Below are 22,912 nucleotides of genomic sequence, written 5' to 3' on the forward strand. Positions count from 1 at the left end.
TTTTCGCCTTATTCCTCTTCCGTAACAGTCGGTTGAACGACTTGTTCTAACGCCGATGTTGCGTTCGGGATGTTGTCGTCATCTTCATCTTTCATTTCGACTTCTTCATCATCCGCTGACATCATCTTGACTTCCATACCGAGCGCTTGAAGCTCTTTGATCAAGACGCGGAATGACTCAGGAACGCCCGCTTTCGGAACGCTCTCGCCTTTCACGATGGCCTCATATGCTTTCACACGACCGACCGTGTCATCCGACTTGATTGTCAAGATTTCTTGGAGCGTGTAGGCTGCACCGTACGCTTCAAGAGCCCAAACTTCCATCTCCCCGAAGCGCTGACCACCGAACTGTGCTTTACCACCGAGCGGTTGTTGCGTAACGAGTGAGTATGGTCCTGTCGAACGAGCGTGAAGTTTGTCATCAACCATGTGCGCGAGTTTGATCATGTACATGACACCGACCGAGACGCGGTTATCGAACGGTTCACCCGTACGACCGTCATAGAGACGCGTTTTCGCATCTTTATCCATACCAGCCTCTTCAATCGTTGCCCATACGTCTTCCTCACGCGCTCCATCGAATACAGGTGTTGCCACTTTGATACCGAGCTTCTTCGCTGCCATACCAAGGTGGAGTTCAAGTACCTGACCGATGTTCATACGAGATGGTACCCCAAGCGGGTTGAGCATGATGTCAACCGGTGTACCGTCTGGCATGTATGGCATATCTTCTTCAGGGAGGATTCGCGAGATAACACCTTTGTTACCGTGACGTCCCGCCATCTTATCCCCTTCGTGAATCTTACGTTTTTGAACGATATAGACACGTACCATTTGGTTGACGCCTGGAGACAACTCGTCACCGTTTTCACGGTCGAACACTTTGACATCCAAGATGATTCCGTCTCCACCGTTTGGTACACGAAGTGACGTATCACGTACTTCACGTGCCTTCTCACCGAAGATTGCGTGCAAGAGACGCTCTTCCGCCGTCAATTCTGTAACGCCCTTAGGTGTTACTTTACCGACGAGGATATCGCCATCCTTGACTTCAGCTCCGATGCGGATAATTCCACGATCGTCCAAGTTACGAAGTGCGTCATCTCCGACGTTTGGAATATCACGTGTAATTTCCTCTGGTCCGAGTTTCGTGTCGCGTGACTCTGACTCGTACTCTTCGATATGAATCGACGTGTACACGTCATCTTTCACGAGACGCTCACTCATGATGATCGCATCCTCATAGTTGTAACCATCCCATGTCATGAAGGCAACGACGACGTTACGGCCGAGCGCGAGCTCACCCATATCCATCGATGGACCGTCTGCAAGGATTTCTCCTTTTTCGACACGGTCACCAGCTGCGATGATTGGTTTTTGGTTATAGCATGTCCCTTGGTTCGAACGGACATATTTTTGAAGTTTGTAACGGTCAAGGTCACCTGAAACCTCAGAACCGTTCACGTCAGACGTGCGACGGATCAAGATTTCACGCGCTGTGACGCGTTCGACGACACCTGGGTATTTCGCAACAATAGCTGCCCCAGAGTCTTTCGCAGATACATACTCCATGCCGGTACCGACAATCGGTGAATCCGGTTGAAGGAGTGGTACTGCTTGACGTTGCATGTTCGCTCCCATGAGGGCACGGTTCGAGTCATCGTTCTCGAGGAACGGGATACATGCCGTTGCGGCAGAAACAACCTGTTTCGGCGAAACGTCCATGTAGTCCACTCGGCTTGGCTCAACTGACAAGTTTTGTCCGCGGAAACGGCAAAGAACTTGTTCGTCTGCAAAGTGGCCATCTTCTGTGAGCGGCATGTTTGCCTGTGCGACGACATAGAGGTCTTCCTCGTCAGCCGTCATATATTGAATGTCGCCAGTGACAAGACCTGTTTCTGGGTCAACACGACGGTATGGTGCTTCGATGAAACCGTACTCGTTCACTTTCGCATAAGACGAGAGTGAGTTGATGAGTCCGATGTTCGGCCCCTCTGGTGTTTCGATTGGACACATCCGACCGTAGTGCGAATAGTGAACGTCTCGAACTTCGAAACCAGCACGCTCACGTGTCAAACCACCCGGTCCAAGTGCAGAGAGACGACGCTTGTGCGTGAGCTCTGCGAGCGGGTTCGTTTGGTCCATGAACTGTGACAATTGCGAGCTACCGAAGAACTCTTTAAGTGATGCGATAACCGGGCGGATGTTGATGAGCGCCTGTGGTGTGATCGCATTTTGATCTTGAATCGACATACGTTCTTTTACGACACGTTCCATACGGGAAAGCCCGATCCGGAATTGGTTTTGGAGAAGTTCTCCGACTGAACGAAGACGACGGTTTCCTAAGTGGTCGATGTCATCTGTTGTTCCGACTTCGTGAAGTAAGTTGAAGAAGTAGTTGATTGAAGCGATAATATCGGCTGGCGTAATATGTTTTACGCTGCGATCGATATTGCCATTTCCGATGATGTTCAAGATACGCTCTCCATCTGGGTCATCCGGTGAGATGACTTTGATTGACTGAAGACCGAATGGCTCACCTTCAGCGACACCACCAGTTGGTTCCGCATCGATATAGCCAAGGCCGTTCTCCAAGTGCGGGAGGATACGATCTAAGTTGCGGCGGTCGAGGATTGTTCCAGCTTCGGCGAGTACTTCGCCTGTTTCCGGGTCCACGAGCGTTTCCGCTAATTTTTGACCGAACAAACGGTTCTTAAGATGAAGTTTTTTGTTCATCTTATAGCGACCGACGTTCGCTAAGTCGTAACGTTTCGGGTCGAAGAAACGTGATACGAGAAGAGATTTCGCATTTTCTACCGTTGGTGGTTCACCAGGGCGGAGACGCTCATAAATCTCGATCAACGCTTTCTCTGTAGACTCCGTATTATCTTTTTCAAGGGTGTTACGAAGGTATTCGTCATCCCCGAGAAGGTCGATAATTTCTTGGTCCGTACCGAATCCGAGGGCACGCAACAACACCGTTACCGGAATTTTACGGGTACGGTCGATACGAACATAAACGATATCTTTGGCATCTGTCTCGAGTTCGAGCCAAGCACCACGGTTCGGAATGACAGTTGCGCCAAATCCACGTTTACCGTTTTTATCGAGTTTAGCGTTATAGTACACGCTCGGTGAACGGACAAGCTGGGAAACGATGACGCGTTCTGCACCATTGATGATAAACGTTCCCGATTCTGTCATGAGTGGGAAATCCCCCATGAACACTTCTTGTTCTTTGAGCTCACCTGTCTCTTTGTTTTGGAGACGCACTTTTACGCGAAGTGGCGCAGAATAAGTAACGTCGCGCTCCTTCGATTCATCGATAGAATACTTCGGCTCACTGAGCGAGTAATCGATGAACTCCAATACGAGGTTTCCTGTGAAGTCGGAAATCGGTGAAATGTCTGTGAACATTTCCTTCAATCCTTCACGCAAGAACCACTCATAAGAAGCAGTTTGAATTTCAATCAAATTCGGAAGCTCTAATACCTCACTGATACGGGCAAAGCTTCTTCTCTGACGGTGACGACCGTACTGAACAAGTTGACCAGTCAACTGATTCACCTCTCAGACCCCCAATTCTTTAGCGAATTTTTCGGGCGTAATAATCGAACATTGTCATTGAATGTCGCTCGTTTTCCGTCTCTAAAAAGCGGCAGACACGGCAGTTTCAAGCGAATTCCATTCCAATGGCATTTTATAATGTTAGCATATACGTTATAGCGAGTCAACAAGACTTCACCGTTTGTCAAGACCGAATTGCCCGGAAAATAAAGTAACCTTTTTCTTTCGCGATCGTTTCAACTTGACCAAACACCTCTTCTAATAACTTTTTAGCAGAAGGTGCTCCTTGTTTCTTTTGAATGACGACATAAATTGCTCCTCCATCGACGAGGTGCGTATGTGCTTCACGCAAGATCGTATGGACGACTTGTTTCCCCGCACGAATCGGCGGATTGGTGACAATGGCGGCAAACCGTTCTCCCCCCACCGCGTCATACGCGTGAGAAAGCCGTGTTTCGACCGTCACTCCATTACGGGCGGCGTTTTGCTCAGAGAGCGCCAGCGCACGCTCATTCACATCAATGAGCAAGGCCTCACGCCCAGAGGCATCGGCAAGCGAGATCCCCATCGGACCATAGCCGCAGCCTACATCTAAAATACGTCCCGACACATCAGGCATCTCAAACGTTTCAATTAAAAGACGTGACCCAAAATCGACCGACCCTTTCGAGAACACACCGCGGTCCGAAGTGAAGTGATACTGTTTCCCTCGCAACTCGTACGTCCATGTCTCTGGGGCACTTTCCGAACGTGGATCGTTCGTATAGTAATGATCTCCCATGCGTTGAACCTCCTAACCCATTCTTCAAGGAAATAAAAGAAGCTCGCCATGGCGAGCTTCTATAGGTTGTGAAGTTGAATTACTTAACTTCAACAGATGCGCCAGCTTCTTCAAGCTTAGCTTTGATTGCGTCAGCGTCTTCTTTAGAAACGCCCTCTTTGACTGGAGCTGGAGTTCCGTCAACGAGTGCTTTTGCTTCTTTAAGGCCGAGACCTGTGATTTCACGAACAGCTTTGATGACGTTGATTTTACCAGCGCCAGCGTTTGTGAGGATTACGTCGAATTCAGTTTTCTCTTCAGCTGCTGCGCCTGCGCCAGCACCTGCAACTGCTACTGGAGCTGCTGCTGATACGCCGAATTCTTCTTCGATTGTTTTTACGAGTTCGTTAAGTTCGAGAACCGTCATTGATTTGAGGTCTTCGATGAATTGCTCTTTGTTGAAAGCCATTATGGTTTTCCTCCTTTGATGTTGTGAAAAAGTTTTTTTGAGTTACGCTACGCGACAAAAATTAAGCTGATTGCTCTTCTTTTTGTTCTGCGATTGCATTTGTTGCGACTGCGAGCCCACGGATTGGAGCTTGAAGTACGCTGAGAAGCATCGAGAGAAGACCATCGCGTGATGGAAGTTCTGCAAGGGCTTTGATTTCTTCGAGTGAAGAAACTTTACCTTCGATGATTCCGCCTTTGAGTTCGAGCGCTTTGTGCTCTTTCGAGAAGTCGTTCAAGATCTTCGCTGGAGCAATAACGTCTTCTTTAGAGAAGGCGATTGCTGTAGGACCAGTGAAGACTTCGTCAAGACCTTCGAAGTTCGACTGAGTAGCCGCGCGGCGAAGAAGACCGTTCTTGTAAACTTTGAACTCGATTCCAGCGTCACGGAGTGATTTACGGAGTGTAGTCACTTCTTCAACTGTAAGTCCACGGTAGTCAACAACAACTGTTCCAACGCTCGCTTGCATTTTCTCAGCGATTTCATCGACGAGTGCCGATTTCTGAGCTACGATTTTTTCGTTTGCCATGTGTTTGCACCTCCTAGTCAATTCTTATACCGGACGAGAGGCTGCTCTCCAAAAGAAATCCCTCGTATGAAGACATACGAGGGCGTAATTGTTTGAAAGTAAACCTGTGACAACAGGCTCAAGTTCGAGCAAAGACACCTCGGAAGGGTTTACGGACCGATGTCCACCTTCTGTCTACGGTAATCCAACATATTCGGTTGAACGTGTATTACTTTATCAGCGGTGTCACACGTTGTCAACAATTTATTTCAACAAGATTACTTAAGGAAATCTGCAGTCGCTACACGGATCCCAGGACCCATTGTAGATGAAAGCGAGATGTTTTTAAGGTAAGTTCCTTTTGCAGTAGCAGGCTTCACTTTCATGAGTGTTTCGAGAATTGTCTCGATGTTCTCAGAGAGTTTAGATGCTTCAAATGATTTCTTACCAACTGGAACGTGGATGTTACCAGCTTTATCAACACGGTATTCAACTTTACCAGCTTTGATATCCGCGATTGCTTTTTCTACGTCGAAAGTAACTGTTCCTGTTTTCGGGTTAGGCATGAGGCCTTTAGGTCCGAGAACACGACCAAGTTTACCAACTTCACCCATCATGTCAGGTGTCGCAACGATTACATCGAAGTCGAACCATCCTTGTTGGATTTTGTTGATGTACTCAGCGTCGCCAACGTAGTCTGCTCCAGCAGCTTCCGCTTCTTTCACTTTGTCACCTTTTGCGAAGACGAGAACTTTTTGTGTTTTACCAGTACCGTGTGGAAGTACAACGGCACCACGGATTTGTTGGTCTGCTTTCTTCGGATCTACGCCGAGACGGACAGCAACTTCGATTGTTTCATCGAATTTAGCAGTAGCTGTTTTTTGAACGAGCTCGACAGCTTCAGCGAGGTCGTATGACTTCGTGCGGTCAACAAGCTTAGCTGCTTCTTGGTGTTTTTTACCCATGATCTTTTCCTCCTTGTGGTTAGCGGAATTTCCTCCCACATAATGAAGGGATTGAAGGTGAGCAGTATTCACCGACAACCCCAGAGACTAGCAATTAGTCTTCGATTACAATACCCATACTACGTGCAGTACCTTCAACCATAAGCATCGCTGTTTCTACAGATGATGCGTTAAGGTCAGGCATTTTAAGTTCAGCGATTTCGCGAACTTTGTCACGCTTAACCGTTGCTACTTTCTTACGGTTTGGTTCACCAGAACCACTCTCGATACCAGCAGCTTTCTTCAAGAGAACTGCAGCTGGTGGAGTTTTCGTAATGAATGTAAACGAACGATCTTCGTATACCGTGATGACTACAGGAATAATCAATCCGGCTTGGTCTTGTGTACGAGCGTTGAACTCTTTACAGAATCCCATGATGTTAACACCTGCTTGACCAAGTGCTGGACCTACTGGTGGAGCTGGGTTTGCTTTACCAGCTGGGATTTGAAGTTTAACGAGTTTAGAAACTTTTTTCGCCACGAGACACACCTCCTTAAGTCTAAAATGTGGTTTCTTGGACGTTGTGCGCCCTCCCACTCAATCTATTAGGTCGAGTTTGTACCGAAATAAAGCACAACATCAAACATTTTCGATTGTACCATCCGTTTTACGGATTAGCAAGTGGGTTTAGTTAATTTTCTGAACTTGTTCGAAATCAAGCTCAATTTTTGTTTCACGACCGAACATGTCGACCACGACTTTGAGCTTCTCTTTGTCGGCTTCAATCTCGTCGATTGTTCCTTCAAAGTTCTCAAATGCGCCTTCTTTCACGCGGACAAGGTCACCGAGTTCATAGTTGTAACGATCTTTCTTCTCGATGAGTCCCATTTGTGACAAGACGTTTGTCACTTCGTCCGGTTGGAGTGGGATTGGTTTTGCCCCACCACCCGTTGAACCGAGGAAGCCGGTGACGTTTGGCGTGTTGCGGACAACATACCATGAATCGTCAGTCATGACCATCTCTACGAACACATAGCCCGGGAAACTTTTGACTTCACGTTCTTTGATTTTCTTCTCGCCACTCTTCAATGTGACTTCTTCTTGCGTCGTTTCAGTCGGGACGAGGACGCGGAAAATTTTATCTTCCATGTTCATCGAACCGATTCGACGTTCTAGGTTTTCTTTGACGTTATTCTCAAAACCTGAGTACGTCTGGACAACAAACCATTGTTTCTCCACGGCTTTCACCTCTTCCTTAGTTAATCAATAAATTGACGAGATAACTGACCCCAGTATCTACGCCGAACACGAACAGGCCAATCACGACAACAGTCGCGATGACAGTAATGGTATATTTCGTGAGTTCTTTACGAGTCGGCCAACTCGTTTTCTTCAACTCTTTCCATACGTCGCGCAAAAAGTTCATGGTAGCTTCCTCCTACATTGAATGCCAATCTACGTTACTTTGATTCCCGATGCAGCGTATGCGCGTTACAGCGGCGACAAAACTTCTTCATTTCAAGCCGTGTCGACACGCCGTCTTTTTTTGTCGTCGAGTACTCTCGAGACCCGCATTCTGAGCAAGCGAGACTTACTTTCTTTGCCATTCATAAGCGCCCCTTTCGACTACTCTCTCTTAAAAAAGAGCGAAAAAAAAACGCCTCCTGTAAATGGCGTCTACGGACAAGGCGCTGCTTTTAAAGTATCACATAGGAGGCACGCGGTCAATAATCGGTTAGCTCGTGAGCATCCGGACGTCGACATGACGCTCGAATTTCTTCTTCACACGTTGCAACGCATTATCGATCGATTTGACATGACGATCGAGATCGTCTGAAATCTCTTGATAAGAACGTCCGTCTAAATAAAGACGCAATACTTTCCGTTCGAGGTCACTCAAGATCTCATCCATCTTCGCTTCCATGAACGTCTGTTCTTCCTGTGTCACGATCAATTCTTGTGGATCAGTCGGATGTGGTGGCAAGATGACATCGAGCAACGTCCGGTCAGACTCTTCATCAAAAATTGGTTTATCGAGTGACACATATGAATTGAGCGGAATATGTTTTTGGCGTGTCGCCGTCTTGATTGCCGTGATCATCTGACGGGTGATACACATCTCAGCAAAGCTTTTGAATGACGCAAGTCGCTCGTCCTTATAATCACGCACACCTTTATAAAGGCCGATCATCCCTTCTTGGACGATGTCCTCGTGATCTGCACCAATCAAAAAGTATGAACGTGCCTTCGCCCGCACAAAATACCGGTATCGTTCAATCAAAAACTCGAGCGCGTCGCTATCCCCTTCGTTGCGCGCCAATAAGACCAACTCTTCGTCTGACATTTTTTCAAACTGTTCGTACGGCCATCCGTTCATGCTCGTTACCCCCCGGCGATTGATCCTGAACTATGTAAGGTTGTGTCCCATTATAGGACTCCCTACTCCTATGCGTCAAACAAATTTCTAAAAATTCCGTCAATTGAATACTGTGTAACTCATATATTTAATAGTATACAACATTCCTTTGCAAAAAAATGTCAAAATCGAAACAAAGACGAGTCCATTTGATGAACTCGTCCGTGATTTCAATCACCTTTTGATTTGCGACGTCGCATTTCTTCAAACTTCGCTTGAATATGCGGTGGAATATCAATCGTCTTCCGATTCGCTTGTTCTTTCTCGAGCGACACGCGCTGTTGTTCAATCAATGTTTTCGCATGCTTCCAATCTTTCAACAGTTCGGTTGCCGGGACGCGCAATGCGCCTTGACCAAAGATGACCCACTGCTCCGTGAAATCGTTCGTCGCGACGAATAATGTAATGAGCCGGTCATCCACTAATTCATGGGCACGCCGCTCAATCCATTCGTCCGCCGTCTCATTCTCTTTCGTATAGACAACGTCGACCCGACTCCGCTTCTCTTTGGATTCACGACCATAACGCATATGGGCGTCAAACACGATGGTGACCTCTTTGCCGGACACAGCCTGATATTCTGCCATCGCCTCAATCAACAGATTACGTGCTTGTTCAAAATCTACGTCGCGGAGACTTCTCAAGTGAGGCCACGCGCCGATGATATTATATCCGTCGACAAGAAGGAGCTCACGCTTCAGGATACTCATGCCAATGGATGACGTGAGCGATGCACCTCATACAGGAGGAGCGCCGCTGCAACAGATGCATTGAGTGACGTGACATGACCGACCATCGGTAAATGAACAAGGAAGTCGCACGATTCGCGCACGAGTCGGCTCATCCCTTTGCCCTCACTTCCAATGACCACAACGAGTGGCATATTTCCATCCAATCGACGATAGTCCTGACTTTCTTTCGCATCGGTCCCGACGACCCACAATCCTTTTTCCTTCAACTCTTCAAGTGTCCGTGTCAAGTTCGTCACACGCGCCACCGGAATATGCTCAATGGCCCCGGTCGAGGCTTTGGCAACCGTTTGAGTCAAACCGACCGAGCGACGTTTCGGAATGATGATCCCATGTGCGCCAACAGCATCGGCGGTCCGTAAAATCGAACCGAGATTGTGCGGGTCTTCGAGCTCATCTAGTAAAATGAAGAGCGGTGTCTCATCTTTCGAAGCTGCGAGAGCGAACATGTCTTCGACTGTTTTGTATTCATAAGCCGCAACCGCCGCAACGACTCCTTGGTGATGTTCACTGCCAGCCATCTTCTCAAGTTTCGTTTTTGGGACGAATGACACTTGGACCGATGCTTCGTTCGCCATCGCGATAATTTGAGCGAGTGGTCCCTTTTGCTGACCTTCCATAATGAATACTTTATTCATATCCCGACCACTTCGCAGTGCCTCGAGTACCGGGTTACGACCGTAAAGGAAGTCAATCCCTTCCTCCATCACATCGACTTCCTTATAGTCAGGGCGTTCTGCCTTTTGGCGACGCGCGCGATCTGGTCGTTCCCCACGAGGGCGGTCAAACGTTCGTTTCTCCGCTCCCCGATTTCCGTCATGTCGTTTCGGTCGACTCGGCTTCGAGTCGTTCGAACGCTTGTTTGATGAGTTCTTCAAGACGATCCCTTCTTTCTGTCAAATAGATATACCCAATCAATGCCTCGAACGCCGTGGAATAACGATACGTGTGCACATCGACCCGCTTTGGAACCGATCCGGATTTCGCATTCTTTCCACGTCTGACGACAGCCTGTTCCTCTTCTGTCAACGCATCCGTCTCTAACCAAAATGTCACGACGCTCGCCTGCGCTCGTGCATTGACGTAGCGGACCGCACCCCGGTGTAAGTCATTCGGGCGCGTCAATCCTTTCTCGAGCAGGCGTCTCCGTACAGCCATTTCGTATACCACGTCTCCCATGTAAGCGAGCGCAAGGGCATTCATTTGTTTCGGTTGCATCATAACCGCTTCCACCGAACCCCTTGGGCCGTGTCTTCGAGTTGGATGTGTTGTTCTTTTAGTAAATCACGAATCTCGTCAGCCCGGGCAAAATTACGTGCCGCCCGTGCGTCGTTCCGTTCTTGAATCAATTGGTCGATCTCGTCATCCAATAGTTCTTTTTCTTCTGCCAACGTCAAGCCGAGGACACCCGTCAATTCATCAAATAGCGACAGGACCTGTTCTAGCGTCGCTTTGGCCACATGATCGGCCTTCGCATAAATGTTCGCTTCCCGTGCCAAGTCAAAGAGGACGGTCACGGCGTTGGCCGTATTGATATCATCATCCATTGATTCGATGAAAGACGCTTTGATGGATTCAAGCTTCCGTTCCATCGACTCGCTCGCCTCTCCAAGTCCAGCTGTGACCGACAAGCGATATTCAATATTCTGATAGGCTTCCTTGATTCGGCTCCAGCCGTTCGCCGCTTGTTCAATCAATTCTCGGCTATAGTTGATCGGATGACGATAATGTACAGACAACATGAAGAAGCGCAGGACCATCGGGTCGACTTCTTTCAACGCCTCATGGACGAGGAGGAAGTTTCCGAGCGACTTAGACATCTTCTCATTTTCAATGTTAATGAAGCCGTTATGCAACCAATAGTTGGCGAACTTCGCATGGTTGCAAGCTTCTGACTGAGCAATCTCGTTCTCGTGGTGTGGGAATTTCAAATCATGACCGCCCGCGTGAATATCAATTGTTGTCCCGAGATGTTTTTTCGCCATCGCCGAGCATTCGATATGCCAGCCCGGACGTCCTTTGCCCCACGGACTATCCCATGATGGTTCATCCGGTTTAGCCGCTTTCCATAAGACGAAGTCGAGCGGGTCTTCTTTCTTCTCCCCGACATCGACACGTGACCCGGCCCGCAAATCTTCAATCGATTGCTGGCTCAATTTTCCGTAAGTCTCAAACTTCTTCGTCCGGAAATACACGTCTCCTTCTGATTCATAAGCGAACCCTTCCGTCTCTAATTGACGAATGAATTCGATGATTTCTACCATCGTATCGGTAACACGCGGATGCACGTCTGCCGGTTGAACGTTAAGTGCCCCTGTATCTGCTAAATATGCCTCGATATAGCGATTCGTCAGCGTCTCCGTGTCTTCTCCTAATTCATTCGCCGTACGAATGATCTTGTCATCCACGTCTGTGAAGTTCAAGACGTATTTGACCTCGTACCCACGATACGTCAAGTAGCGACGAACCGTATCGAAGGCGATCGCCGGACGGGCGTTTCCAACATGAATGTAGTTGTAAACGGTCGGACCGCATACGTACATCGATACTTTACCCGGAACAATCGGGACAAACGGTTCTTTTTTATTCGTGAGACTGTTGTACAGCTGAATCATGTGTCTTCTCCTCCATCCGCTTTTCAAGCGTTGCTAATTTTTGTTGTAGTTCATCCACTGCCGCTTCTAAGCGTTCTTGGCATTCGCGGTCCGGATCTGGGAAACGATGATCTAGATCATGTTGCTTCACACGCTTACCGTTTCGGATGACGACACGACCTGGAATTCCGACCACGGTCGAATCAGACGGCACATCGTTCAATACGACCGAGCTCGCTCCGATTTTGACGCAATCGCCGACCGTGATGTTCCCAAGTACTTTCGCCCCCGCTGAAATAAGCACGTCACTCCCGATTGTCGGGTGACGCTTCCCTTTCTCTTTCCCCGTTCCACCCAGGGTGACGCCTTGATAGATGGTGACGTCATTCCCGATAATCGCCGTCTCACCGATGACGACACCGAAACCGTGATCGATGAACACGCGGTCCCCAAGGACTGCCCCCGGATGAATTTCAATCCCGGTCAACCAACGACTGAACTGGGCTAATAATTTGGCCACCAGTTTCACGTTACGTTTCCATAATCCGTGCGCGATGCGGTGTGCCCATATGGCGTGAAGGCCTGGGTAAGTCAGTGCCACTTCTACTTTCGAACGAGCGGCAGGGTCTAGTTCCAGGACAGTCCGCAAGTCTTCGCGTACACTGCTCCAAAATCCCATAATCGATATCTCCTTTTCTTATACAAAAACAAAGACGCCCCTGTGCCAAGGCACAGAGACGCCGTAAGCGCGGTTCCACTCTGTTTGGGAAAATGCGTTCCCCTCTCAAGTCTCGTTAACGCCGAGTCACGGCCTCGACTACATATCGCCGAGACGGCTCCGAGGTGCACTTCTTCGGGGGACACATCTAGAACTCCCAGCCTAGGTTCTAGTCTCTGCAACGTGTCGTACCGCTTACTTTCCTCATCGATGCCTTTATTACGCTAATAAAGTTGTCAGACGCTTCAACACACGCTCTTTTCCGATTAACGAAATGGCGTTCGGGAGTTCCGGTCCATGTGTTTGCCCTGTCGTAGCGACACGGATCGGCATGAACAAGTTCTTCCCTTTTTGACCGGTCGCTTTTTGCGTCGCTTTCGTCGCCGCTTTAATCGCTTCCGGTGTGAAGTCTTCGATTGCTTCGAGCTGCTGTTTGAACTCTGCAAGAACAGCAGGTACCGTTTCACCTGAAAGGACAGCGTTCGCTTCCTCGTCATACTCGATTTCATCTTTGAAGAACAAGTCTGTCAACGCGACGATTTCTGCTCCGTGCGTCATTTGTTCTTTATACAATGCAATCAAGTTTGTCGCCCAATCCGCTTCCTCAACAGATACCGCCTCGGGTAATCGTCCTGCTTCTTGTAAGAATGGTAAACTGAGTGCCACCACTTCGTCAAGCGTGGCCTTCTTCATGTATACACTGTTGATCCAAGAAAGTTTTTGTTGGTCAAAAACCGCCGGACTCTTCGACAAACGTTTCGCATCAAACATTTCAATGAACTCTTCTTTTGAGAAGATTTCTTCTTCCCCGACGGGTGACCAGCCAAGGAGCGAAATGAAGTTGAAGAGCGCTGCTGGCAAGTAACCAAGATCCGCATATTGTTCGATGAACTGAATAATCGATTCGTCCCGTTTTGATAACTTCTTATGTTGGTCATTGTAGATGAGCGTCATGTGACCGAATTCAGGATAGTCCCAACCAAGTGCGTCATAGACCATCATCTGTTTTGGTGTGTTCGCGATATGGTCGTCCCCACGCAACACGTGACTGATCTTCATCAAATGGTCGTCCACGACAACTGCGAAGTTGTACGTTGGAATGCCGTCCTGTTTCACGATGACCCAGTCACCGAAATCTTTCGATTCAAACGAGACGTCTCCTTTGACGACATCTGTCCATTTATACGTCACGCCTTCCGGCACACGAATCCGAATAGACGGTTTACGCCCTTCCGCTTCAAACGCTTCACGTTCTTCAACAGTGAGGTTACGGTGCGCACCCGAGTAACGTGGTGCCTCCCCACGTGCGATTTGTGCTTCACGCTCTGCTTCAAGCTCCTCCGAGGTCATGTAGCATTTATAAGCAAGGCCTTTGCTCATCAACTCATTGACGTACTTCTCATAAATCGCAAGACGCTCCATTTGATAATATGGACCGTAGTCTCCGTCACGCCCTGGACCTTCATCCCAGTCGATGCCGAGCCATTCCAAGTATTTCATCTGACTCTCGACACCGTTCAACACATTCCGTTTCTGGTCAGTGTCTTCAATCCGAAGAATCATTTTTCCGCCAGCATGGCGAGCAAATAAGTAGTTAAACAACGCAGTCCGCGCATTTCCGATATGGAGATGCCCCGTCGGACTAGGCGCATAGCGTACACGCACTTCACTCATAATAGTTCCACCTTTCTTCTCTTCTGCCCAAATAGTATACCATTTCTGTCAAGCCCGGTTGAGTAAGATGACCGCTTGCGCCGCAATCCCTTCTTCGCGTCCCGTGAAGCCCAGTTTCTCCGTCGTCGTCGCTTTCACGTTCACCTGCTCGATGTCCGCCTCAAGAAGTTCAGCGATGACCGCTCGCATCTCATCAATGTAAGGACGAAGTTTCGGACGTTGTGCCATGACCGTCGCATCTACATTTCCGAGAACGTACCCTTGGTCTTTCACGAGCTGCCAGACGTGACGAAGCAATACTTTCGAATCCGCATCTTTAAATTCCGGGTCCGTATCCGGGAAGTGCTTTCCGATATCACCTGCCGCAATTGCTCCAAGTGCCGCATCCGCAATGGTATGGAGTAACACGTCCGCATCAGAATGACCGAGCAGTCCGCGCTCATGTGGAATCTCAATCCCTCCTAAGATTAACGGACGTCCTTCTGCAAATGCGTGTACATCAAACCCTTGACCAATTCTCATTGTAATTCCTCCTCCGCTAAAATCGCGTCGCCGAACAATAAATCTTCGGGCGTCGTCATTTTGATGTTGTGATAGTCCCCAAGGACCACTTGTACCGATTCGCCGAGCCACTCAAACAAACTGGCATCATCCGTGCCCATTACTTGTTGTTCGACCGCTCGTTCATGTGCCGCCAAAATGGCTTTCGCCTGAAAGGCTTGCGGCGTTTGTGCCAACCACAGGTTTTCACGGGGAACGGTGCGTTCGATGTGATGACGTTGAACTTGTTTGACCGTATCTTTAACGGGTACCGCCAAGATGGCACCACCTTGCCGTGCCGCTTCAGCCACTTGATGCAACTGTTCACGTTTCACAAACGGACGCGCACCGTCATGAATCATCACAATCGTATCGGGTGCAACAACCTTCAGTCCTGCATGGACACTCTGTTGTCGTTCTTCCCCTCCTGCTACGTATGTAACCGGCGTCTTCATCTGTGACGTTATCTCCTCGAACCAGTCCCGTTCTTCCGGCCGGATGGCTAACACAATTCGTTCGCACCACGGATCGGTATCGAACGTCTGTAACGTCCAAGCGATAATCGGTTTGTCACGGAGCGTCAGCATGAGCTTATTCGCATCCGCACCCATCCGTTTCCCTCTCCCGGCAGCCGGGATGACAACTGTATAAGCTACCATGTAAATACCTCTCTTCGTGAAAAAAGAGAGCGCTCTCGCGTCTCTTTTTGATCCGTTATTCCGGACGGGCAAAAATCATACGTCCTGCAGACGTTTGTAAGACACTCGTCACAACGACAGGGAGCGTCTTCGAAATCAATTTACGTCCGCCCTCCACGACGACCATCGTCCCGTCCTCAAGGTAAGCAACCCCTTGATTCTGTTCTTTTCCTTCTTTAATAACTGTCACGACCATCTCTTCACCAGGAATGACAATCTGTTTGACAGCGTTCGCCAAATCATTGATGTTCAAGACCGGTACATTTCGAACCTCACACACTTTATTTAAGTTGTAGTCATTCGTAACGACAATCCCGTTTTTCAGTTCAGCCAGTTTGATCAATTTGATGTCGACTTCCGGTACATCTTCAAAGTCTCCATCATAGATCTCAACCTGGATGCGCTTGTTTTCTTGAAGTTCCTTCAAAATGTCCAGTCCACGACGTCCACGATTCCGCTTCAACGTATCCGATGAGTCGGCGATGTATTGCAGTTCGCCGATGACGAATTGTGGCACAATCAATGTCCCTTCCACGAATCCAGTCGTCGCAATATCCGCGATTCGACCGTCGATGATGACGCTCGTGTCTAAAATCTTATCATTCGAGCGTTGGACTGGTTCAGCCGCAGGCTTATCCCGTTCACTCTTCACAAATAGTTTGATCCATTCGTTACGCTTCCGATAGCCGACCGCGAAACCAAAGTAACCAAACAGGGCCGTGACAAAAATCGGGACGATTTTACTCAGTAAGAAGATATTCGTGACTTCAAGCGATACACTGATCAAAAAGGCAATCAAGAGCCCAATGATAAGACCGATCGAACCAAATAAGATATCCCCTACGGGTAAACGGACGAGCCGTTCTTCGACAAAACGAATAAATGCAACAACACCATCTGTTAAGAATAAACTAAGAATGAAGAAGATAAGTCCACCAATCAAACTTGCTACGTATGGAATCGTTAACCACTCCGGCACATTCATGCCAAGGTCTGCTAATAAAAGCGTCGCTTCGATGATTCCGAACCAACCCACGACGAGTCCAATCAAAATAAATCCGATTCGTACAGCAATCTTCACTCATTCCACCTCCTTCTATATGAAATAAAATTTCAAAAAATAACACTTTCATTGTAACACGATTTTTTCAATCACGTTCGTTACAAAGCGTTAAAAACTGCCAGTGGCGACCCGTTAGAACGGAATCGCCAACTGGAGTGCTTCGTCCACTGTCCCGACCCCGACGACTTCAATCCCTGCCGGAGCGGTCCATCCCCCCATGTTATTTTTCGGGATGATGGCCCGTGTAAAACCTAGTTTCGCCGCCTCGGCGACACGTTGCTCGATTCTTGAAACCCGTCGCACTTCCCCGGTCAATCCGACCTCACCGATGCAGACATCCGTCGGACGGGTCGGACGATCGCGGAAACTCGAGGCGATCGAGATACAAATCGCAAGGTCAATCGCCGGCTCGTCCAGTTTGACGCCACCGGCTGCTTTCAAGTACGCATCCTGCGTCTGAAGCAAGAGACCGGAACGTTTCTCAAGCACGGCCATGAGAAGCGCGACTCGGTTTTGATCGATGCCCGTTGCCATACGTCTCGGGTTCCCGAACGATGTCGGAGAGATGAGTGCTTGGAGTTCCACAAGTACCGTCCGTGTCCCTTCCATTGAGGCAACGACGGTCGAGCCTGACACGCCCGCGGTGCGCTCCTCTAAGAATATTTCGGACGGATTGAGCACTTCCTCAAGCCCGCTCTCTTTCATCTCGAAAATGCCAATCTCGTTCGTCGACCCAAAACGGTTTTTCACCGCCCGTAAAATACGGAACGTATGATGACGTTCCCCTTCAAAGTAAAGTACCGCATCGACCATATGCTCGAGTAAACGAGGACCAGCAATCGATCCTTGCTTCGTCACGTGACCGACGATGAAGACGGCGATCCCTCGCGTTTTCGCAATTTTCATGAGGGCGGCCGTACATTCTCGAACTTGCGACACGCTCCCTGGCGCTGATTGAATCTCATCCATGTATACCGTTTGAATCGAGTCAATGATGACAAATCCGGGTTGCTCCTCATCAATAACCCGTTCAATCATCAACATGTCCGTCTCAGCGAGTACGAACAAGTCATCCGTTGGTAAGCCGAGCCGTTCCGCACGCAGTTTCGTCTGTTTGAGCGATTCCTCTCCCGAGATGTACAGCACCTTTTTACCACTATGGGCTAAGTGAGCGCTGACCTGTAGCAAGATTGTTGATTTCCCAATCCCTGGGTCCCCTCCGACTAAGACGAGTGAACCTGGGACAATTCCTCCACCGAGCACGCGGTCAAATTCACGGCTATTCGTATGCACACGCGTCTCTTCTTGTGAGACGACGTTTGCTAAACGTTCCGGTTTCAATTGTCGCGATGAACTATGCACAAAGGCCGCTCCACGTTTGGCCTTCTTCTCTTCTACAAACTCTTCGACGAGCGTATTCCATTCATTACAACCCGGACAGCGTCCCATCCACTTGGCTGATTCATATCCGCACGATTGGCAGACGTATTTCGTTTTAATTTTGGCCATAAGTTCCCTTCCTGTCTAAAAAAAGCTCCCTCTAAACGACGAGGGAGCTGAATGATTTACTGAACTACACCTTCGTTACGAACGACGAACTCTCCATCTTGTACGTCGAGCGCAACTTTACTGCCTTTAGCGATTGTACCGCCGAGCATCGCTTCTGAGAGACGGTCCTCCACTTCCCGTTGAAGGGCACGACGGAGAGGGCGAGCCCCGTATTCCGGATCGTAACCGACATCGGCAATTTTATCGAGTGCCGCATCCGTCAAGCTGAAATCAACACCTTGCTCGGCGAGACGTTTCTTAAGTGTCTCTGCCATAAGTTTGATGATTTCTTGAATGTGCTCTTTTTGAAGTGAATGGAATACTGTGATTTCATCAATCCGGTTCAAGAACTCAGGTCGGAACGCTTTCTTCAATTCCTCGAGCACTTTGTCCTTCATTTCTGTATACTCACGTTTCACATCATCTTCCACTGTGAATCCTACATATTTGTTTCGTTGAAGCGCTGCGGCTCCGACGTTAGACGTCATGATGATGACGGTGTTTCGGAAGTCGACTGTGCGACCTTTCGAATCCGTCAAGCGACCGTCGTCTAACACTTGAAGCAAGATGTTGAATACTTCTGGGTGCGCTTTTTCGATTTCATCGAGTAGGATAACCGAGTACGGTTTCCGACGCACTTTTTCAGTCAATTGACCGCCTTCTTCGTAACCAACATAACCAGGAGGCGAACCGACGAGACGGCTCGTCGCATGTTTTTCCATGTACTCGGACATGTCGATTCGAATGATGGCATCTTCATCGCCAAACATCGCTTCGGCAACTGCACGGGCGAGCTCTGTTTTCCCGACTCCGGTCGGTCCGAGGAAGATGAATGACCCGATTGGACGTTTCGGATCTTTCAATCCGGCCCGGGCGCGACGGATGGCGCGGGAAATGGATTTCACCGCATCGTCTTGACCGATGACACGGTTGTGAAGAATCGATTCGAGTTTGAGGAGACGGTCTGTCTCTTCTTCGGCAATCTTCGTGACCGGTACACCTGTCCAGTTCGCAACAACTTGAGCGATATCTTCTTTCGTCACTTCAAGTTTTTCGTTCCCTTGCTTGTTCTGCCACTCTGCTTTCAACTCTTCTAACTCATCGCGTAACTTCTGTTCCGTATCGCGAAGGGAAGCTGCTTTTTCAAACTCTTGGCTTTGAACGGCAGAGTCTTTCTCTTTACGAATCGATTCGAGACGGGATTCCAACTCTTTCAAATTCGGTGGTGCCGTGAATGAACGAAGTCGTACTTTCGATGCTGCCTCGTCGACGAGGTCGATCGCCTTATCCGGCAAGAAACGATCGGAGATATAACGGTCTGAAAGGACGACCGCCTCGTGAATCGCCGTATCTGTAATCGTCACACGGTGGTGTGCTTCATAGCGATCGCGTAACCCGAGTAAGATTTGTTCAGCTTCTTCTGTTGTCGGTTCGTTCACTTGAATCGGTTGGAAGCGGCGCTCAAGCGCTGCATCTTTTTCGATGTACTTTCGGTATTCATCAAGTGTAGTCGCCCCGATACATTGAAGTTCGCCGCGAGCCAATGACGGTTTGAGGATGTTCGACGCATCGATTGCACCTTCTGCACCACCCGCACCGATCAATGTATGCAACTCATCAATAAAGAGAATGACGTTACCGGCTTGACGAATTTCGTCCATCACTTTTTTCAAGCGATCTTCGAATTCACCACGATATTTCGTACCTGCGACGAGCGTTCCCATATCGAGCACCATGACGCGTTTGTTGCGAAGCGTTTCAGGTACCTCGTTGTTGATGATTTGCTGAGCGAGACCTTCGACAACCGCTGTTTTCCCGACCCCTGGTTCCCCAATTAGAACCGGGTTGTTCTTCGTCCGACGCGACAATACTTCGATGACACGTTGAATTTCGCCTGCGCGCCCGATGACTGGATCTAAACGAGACTCGCGCGCTTGTTGTGTCAAATCGCGTGCCAACCCATCAAGTGTTGGGGTTGCGGCGCTCGCCCCAGGTTGTGAAGCATTTGAAGAAGACTCGGTGTTCCCGAGAAGTTGCAACACTTGTTGGCGTGCTTTCGTCAAACTGATTCCAAGGTTATTGAGGACGCGTGCCGCGACCCCTTCTCCTTCACGAATCAATCCTAGAAGGATGTGTTCCGTTCCGACGTAAGAGTGTCCCAATTTTCGAGCCTCATCCATCGAGAGCTCAATGACCTTTTTCGCACGCGGTGTGTAGTGAATCGTCGACCCGTTCTCCGAACCGCGACCAATCAATGATTCTACTTCTTGTTGGATTTTTTCAGAGGTCAATCCGAGGGCGAAGAGCGCTTTTGCCGCAATCCCTTCTCCTTCACGAACCAATCCTAATAAAATATGTTCTGTACCAATATTATGATGGCCAAGACGTACGGCTTCCTCTTGTGCTAAAGCTAATACGCGTTGTGCTCGTTCTGTAAATCGTCCAAACATCATTGACATAACCTCCTTATAGTTGGATCAAACTAAGCCTTGATCTAACGTTCGACGAACAAGTGTCGCTCGTTCTCGATCTCGTTCTTGCGTAGATAATGTTTTCCCGAAATGTTTTTGTAGAAAACCTGATTGTAACCGAACGATGAGTTCATGAAACTTCGGCGGACTCCAATCAGACAAAATTCCTAGGTCACTCGCTAAATGTAAATCAGATAGCCGCTCAATGGCTTCGGTAGAAGAAAGAAGTTTGGCATATCGTAAAATACCATATGACCGATAAAACCGATCCTCTAACTCTTCTTGTCGATGTGCGATGAGTTCTTCACGCGCATGACGTTCTGCTTGAATCACTTGTTCTGTCACTTCCATAAAGTCAGCTAACAGCTGTGATTCATGACTGCCCAATGTCCGCTGATTTGAAAGCTGGAACAACCGTCCTGCCGCATCGCTACCTTCTCCGTAACGACCTCGAATCGTATAGCCAAGTTTTCGAAGTTCTCGCAAAATGGGGCTGATTCGACCCGTTAACGTGAGTCCCGGTAAGTGTAACATGACCGAGGCTCGGAGTCCGGTTCCGATATTGCTTGGGCATGTCGTCAAGTAGCCTAACTGTTCGTCAAAGGCGTAGGAGAGTGATTCTGCGCACAATGCGTCTACTTGATTCGCTAATTCAAATGCCTCTTTCACTTGATAACCTGGGAGTAAGGTCTGAATTCGTAAATGATCTTCTTCGTTAATCAACACACTGATGGTTTCATCTTCACTTAAAAAGACTGCACTTTCTTCGTTTGTCGCAACGGCCGGACTAATCAAGTGTTTTTCCATCAACGCCTGCCGGGTGACCTCATCATAGTCACGCATATGAAGATATTCAAATCCCTTTAACCCACGTAACCGCCCTTCGAGACGATTACACAGTTGACGTTCTCCTTCTTTAGTGAGGACCGGCGAAAACACAGTGTCTTTGACGTTACGTGCCAGTCGGATTCTTGTGGAGACGACCAGGTCATCCAATTTGGCACGCTCTTTCATTTTTGGACCAAGTGGATGTGTTAGGAACGTTTCCATTAGACATCACCTTGCCCTTCTAATTGCTTCATTTCTTTTTGAATACGTGCTGCTCGTTCATAATCTTCTTGTTCGACAGCGCGGGTCAACTCCCCTGCCAACTTTTCGAGTCGCTCTTCGATTCGTTCATGCGGTGTACGTAACTGGTCAGGGACCGAACCGATGTGATGATCATGTCCTTGTTGATATTGACGTGTGGTTTTAATCAGTTCATCACGAAATACGGTATAACACGTAGCACATCCTGCTTTTCGTACACGTAATAAATCTTGGCGCGTCATCTGACAGGTTGGGCAACGCTTTACGACCGGGACATAGCCCGTCATAAGTTCTACCGTACATTGTCGACATAGCCGTTTTTTTACGGGCACGTCCTGTTCCATGACAACGACTTCATTGACAGCCGGTCGCTGTTTACAACGTTCGCATAACATACGACTTACCCTCCATTACGATAACGAAGTACTTTCATCAGCGCGAGTAGTTGTTGACGTCGAATATAGGAGCGATCGTCAACTTGTAAGTTCAATGCTTCATCTGATAAGAGATGATAAATCAACTGCGCCTCTTGTTCGTGCATCATCTGTTCTTCAACCAATCGAATCAGCACATTTTCAACGAGCTGTTCGTTCAAACGTGGATGTTCATGAATGACATCCATCAAACTAGAGAGAACATCTTGTTTTTCGTGTAAAATGACGCGTCGAATACGAATATATCCGCCACCGCCACGTTTACTTTCTACTAAATATCCTTTTTCGACGGTAAAACGTGTGTTGATGACGTAATTGATTTGGGATGGGACACATTCGAATCGTTGTGCGATATCTTGACGTTTGATTTCAATCGCATTTGCCTGACTTTCCTTCAAGACTTGCTTCAAATACTGTTCGATGACATCCGAAATATTTCTCATCTCCACCACCCTCTGACCATCTTTGACTTTTGACTATATTTTATCATTGATTTAAAAAAAGGCAAACGAAAAGCGATGCCTCTATGTCGAGAGCATCGCTAAAACAAAAAAACGACCGAGCGTATGCTCGGTCGTCCTCTGCGTTGTTGCCTGGCAACGTCCTATCCTCACAGGGGGAGATCCCCCAA

The 22,912-nt window shown here is 48.4% G+C and carries 24 protein-coding genes and 2 other annotated features; all 24 genes read right to left on the minus strand.

All coding sequences use genetic code 11. From position 1 onward, the window contains the following. Nucleotides 1–8 precede the first annotated feature (8 nt). The gene (rpoB, locus tag BV910_RS14550; protein WP_074037866.1) at nucleotides 9–3,557 is read right to left on the minus strand and encodes a DNA-directed RNA polymerase subunit beta; all 3,549 of its coding nucleotides are present in this window, start codon (nucleotides 3,555–3,557) and stop codon (nucleotides 9–11) included. A gap of 193 nt (nucleotides 3,558–3,750) precedes the next feature. Beyond that, the gene (locus tag BV910_RS14555; protein WP_012727686.1) at nucleotides 3,751–4,347 is read right to left on the minus strand and encodes a class I SAM-dependent methyltransferase; all 597 of its coding nucleotides are present in this window, start codon (nucleotides 4,345–4,347) and stop codon (nucleotides 3,751–3,753) included. A 79-nt stretch (nucleotides 4,348–4,426) separates the two neighbouring features. Next, nucleotides 4,427–4,795, minus strand: a complete 369-nt coding sequence (gene rplL, locus BV910_RS14560) for a 50S ribosomal protein L7/L12 (RefSeq protein WP_012727687.1) — start codon at nucleotides 4,793–4,795, stop codon at nucleotides 4,427–4,429. A 61-nt stretch (nucleotides 4,796–4,856) separates the two neighbouring features. Further along, nucleotides 4,857–5,363 carry a 50S ribosomal protein L10 gene (gene rplJ, locus BV910_RS14565; RefSeq protein ID WP_012727688.1) on the minus strand — a complete coding sequence of 169 codons (507 nt, stop codon included), beginning with the start codon at nucleotides 5,361–5,363 and terminating at the stop codon, nucleotides 4,857–4,859. A 44-nt stretch (nucleotides 5,364–5,407) separates the two neighbouring features. Next, nucleotides 5,408–5,561, minus strand: a sequence feature (ribosomal protein L10 leader region). Nucleotides 5,562–5,620: 59 nt separating this feature from the next. Next, a complete protein-coding gene (gene rplA / locus BV910_RS14570; protein ID WP_078147869.1) occupies nucleotides 5,621–6,307 on the minus strand; it encodes a 50S ribosomal protein L1 in 687 nt (228 codons plus the stop codon). A gap of 94 nt (nucleotides 6,308–6,401) precedes the next feature. Next, on the minus strand, nucleotides 6,402–6,827 hold the full coding sequence (rplK, locus tag BV910_RS14575; protein ID WP_012727690.1) for a 50S ribosomal protein L11: 426 nt from the start codon (nucleotides 6,825–6,827) through the stop codon (nucleotides 6,402–6,404). A 147-nt stretch (nucleotides 6,828–6,974) separates the two neighbouring features. After that, on the minus strand, nucleotides 6,975–7,526 hold the full coding sequence (gene nusG, locus BV910_RS14580) for a transcription termination/antitermination protein NusG (RefSeq protein ID WP_012727691.1): 552 nt from the start codon (nucleotides 7,524–7,526) through the stop codon (nucleotides 6,975–6,977). 16 nt (nucleotides 7,527–7,542) lie between these two features. Then, a complete protein-coding gene (gene secE / locus BV910_RS14585) occupies nucleotides 7,543–7,713 on the minus strand; it encodes a preprotein translocase subunit SecE (protein WP_012727692.1) in 171 nt (56 codons plus the stop codon). Between the two features lie 34 nt (nucleotides 7,714–7,747). Continuing rightward, nucleotides 7,748–7,894: a 50S ribosomal protein L33 gene (gene rpmG / locus BV910_RS14590; protein ID WP_012727693.1), complete on the minus strand. Its 147-nt coding sequence runs from the start codon at nucleotides 7,892–7,894 to the stop codon at nucleotides 7,748–7,750. A gap of 128 nt (nucleotides 7,895–8,022) precedes the next feature. Next, the gene (gene sigH, locus BV910_RS14595) at nucleotides 8,023–8,664 is read right to left on the minus strand and encodes an RNA polymerase sporulation sigma factor SigH (RefSeq protein WP_031421852.1); all 642 of its coding nucleotides are present in this window, start codon (nucleotides 8,662–8,664) and stop codon (nucleotides 8,023–8,025) included. Nucleotides 8,665–8,873: 209 nt separating this feature from the next. Beyond that, a complete protein-coding gene (locus tag BV910_RS14600) occupies nucleotides 8,874–9,413 on the minus strand; it encodes a YacP-like NYN domain-containing protein (RefSeq protein WP_012727695.1) in 540 nt (179 codons plus the stop codon). Then, nucleotides 9,410–10,159 (minus strand): 23S rRNA (guanosine(2251)-2'-O)-methyltransferase RlmB, encoded by a 750-nt coding sequence (gene rlmB / locus BV910_RS14605; RefSeq protein ID WP_078147956.1) that lies wholly within the window; start codon nucleotides 10,157–10,159, stop codon nucleotides 9,410–9,412. Before rlmB ends, BV910_RS14600 begins: the two co-directional genes overlap by 4 nt. A 109-nt stretch (nucleotides 10,160–10,268) precedes the next feature. Further along, the gene (locus BV910_RS14610) at nucleotides 10,269–10,673 is read right to left on the minus strand and encodes a Mini-ribonuclease 3 (RefSeq protein WP_074035355.1); all 405 of its coding nucleotides are present in this window, start codon (nucleotides 10,671–10,673) and stop codon (nucleotides 10,269–10,271) included. Continuing rightward, entirely contained in the window at nucleotides 10,670–12,067 is a 1,398-nt protein-coding gene (cysS, locus tag BV910_RS14615; protein ID WP_078147870.1) for a cysteine--tRNA ligase, read from the minus strand. Before cysS ends, BV910_RS14610 begins: the two co-directional genes overlap by 4 nt. Then, nucleotides 12,036–12,725: a serine O-acetyltransferase gene (gene cysE / locus BV910_RS14620; protein WP_012727699.1), complete on the minus strand. Its 690-nt coding sequence runs from the start codon at nucleotides 12,723–12,725 to the stop codon at nucleotides 12,036–12,038. The genes cysS and cysE overlap by 32 nt, the downstream gene beginning before the upstream one ends. A 51-nt stretch (nucleotides 12,726–12,776) precedes the next feature. Then, nucleotides 12,777–12,984, minus strand: a binding site (T-box leader). Then, complete coding sequence (gene gltX, locus BV910_RS14625; RefSeq protein ID WP_193343265.1) at nucleotides 12,984–14,441, minus strand: glutamate--tRNA ligase; 1,458 nt, start codon at nucleotides 14,439–14,441, stop codon at nucleotides 12,984–12,986. Its footprint overlaps the feature before it by 1 nt. A gap of 45 nt (nucleotides 14,442–14,486) precedes the next feature. Continuing rightward, a complete protein-coding gene (gene ispF / locus BV910_RS14630; protein ID WP_012727701.1) occupies nucleotides 14,487–14,960 on the minus strand; it encodes a 2-C-methyl-D-erythritol 2,4-cyclodiphosphate synthase in 474 nt (157 codons plus the stop codon). Then, complete coding sequence (ispD, locus tag BV910_RS14635; protein ID WP_078147871.1) at nucleotides 14,957–15,637, minus strand: 2-C-methyl-D-erythritol 4-phosphate cytidylyltransferase; 681 nt, start codon at nucleotides 15,635–15,637, stop codon at nucleotides 14,957–14,959. Before ispD ends, ispF begins: the two co-directional genes overlap by 4 nt. 55 nt (nucleotides 15,638–15,692) lie before the next feature. Next, nucleotides 15,693–16,757 (minus strand): PIN/TRAM domain-containing protein, encoded by a 1,065-nt coding sequence (locus BV910_RS14640; protein ID WP_078147872.1) that lies wholly within the window; start codon nucleotides 16,755–16,757, stop codon nucleotides 15,693–15,695. A gap of 114 nt (nucleotides 16,758–16,871) precedes the next feature. Continuing rightward, complete coding sequence (gene radA / locus BV910_RS14645) at nucleotides 16,872–18,248, minus strand: DNA repair protein RadA (RefSeq protein ID WP_012727704.1); 1,377 nt, start codon at nucleotides 18,246–18,248, stop codon at nucleotides 16,872–16,874. Between the two features lie 56 nt (nucleotides 18,249–18,304). Next, a complete protein-coding gene (locus BV910_RS14650; RefSeq protein ID WP_078147873.1) occupies nucleotides 18,305–20,740 on the minus strand; it encodes an ATP-dependent Clp protease ATP-binding subunit in 2,436 nt (811 codons plus the stop codon). A gap of 24 nt (nucleotides 20,741–20,764) precedes the next feature. Continuing rightward, nucleotides 20,765–21,808: a protein arginine kinase gene (locus tag BV910_RS14655; RefSeq protein WP_078147874.1), complete on the minus strand. Its 1,044-nt coding sequence runs from the start codon at nucleotides 21,806–21,808 to the stop codon at nucleotides 20,765–20,767. After that, on the minus strand, nucleotides 21,808–22,242 hold the full coding sequence (locus BV910_RS14660; RefSeq protein WP_078147875.1) for a UvrB/UvrC motif-containing protein: 435 nt from the start codon (nucleotides 22,240–22,242) through the stop codon (nucleotides 21,808–21,810). Before BV910_RS14660 ends, BV910_RS14655 begins: the two co-directional genes overlap by 1 nt. A gap of 5 nt (nucleotides 22,243–22,247) precedes the next feature. Continuing rightward, nucleotides 22,248–22,724 carry a CtsR family transcriptional regulator gene (locus tag BV910_RS14665; protein WP_012727708.1) on the minus strand — a complete coding sequence of 159 codons (477 nt, stop codon included), beginning with the start codon at nucleotides 22,722–22,724 and terminating at the stop codon, nucleotides 22,248–22,250. Nucleotides 22,725–22,912 lie beyond the last annotated feature (188 nt).

The sequence above is a fragment of the Exiguobacterium sp. HVEsp1 genome (assembly GCF_002009685.1).
Taxonomy (GTDB): Bacteria; Bacillota; Bacilli; order Exiguobacteriales; family Exiguobacteriaceae; genus Exiguobacterium; species Exiguobacterium profundum.